1 protein-coding gene is annotated in these 278 nt (G+C 45.0%); it reads right to left on the reverse strand.

Annotation, left to right across the window (positions count from 1 at the left end):
• The coding region (locus CD128_RS11045; RefSeq protein ID WP_231917321.1) for a hypothetical protein at nucleotides 1-278 on the reverse strand (278 nt) is incomplete at both ends.

Genomic DNA, 278 nt, shown 5'->3' on the forward strand with positions numbered 1-278 from the left:
CTTGTACTTACCGACTCTGAGTCACTTCCACTCGTTGATGCTGACTCACTATCTGACGTGCTTGTACTTACTGATTCTGAATCACTCTCACTTGTTGATGTTGATTCACTATCTGATGTGCTTGCACTTGCTGAGTCTGAATCACTTTCGCTTGTTGATGCTGAATCACTGTCTGACGTACTTGCGCTTGCTGAGTCTGAGTCGCTTGTACTTACTGACTCTGAACCACTCTCACTTGTTGATGCTGACTCACTATCTGATGTGCTTGCACTTGCTGA

This window comes from Staphylococcus croceilyticus, from assembly GCF_002902575.1.
Taxonomy (GTDB): Bacteria; Bacillota; Bacilli; order Staphylococcales; family Staphylococcaceae; genus Staphylococcus; species Staphylococcus croceilyticus.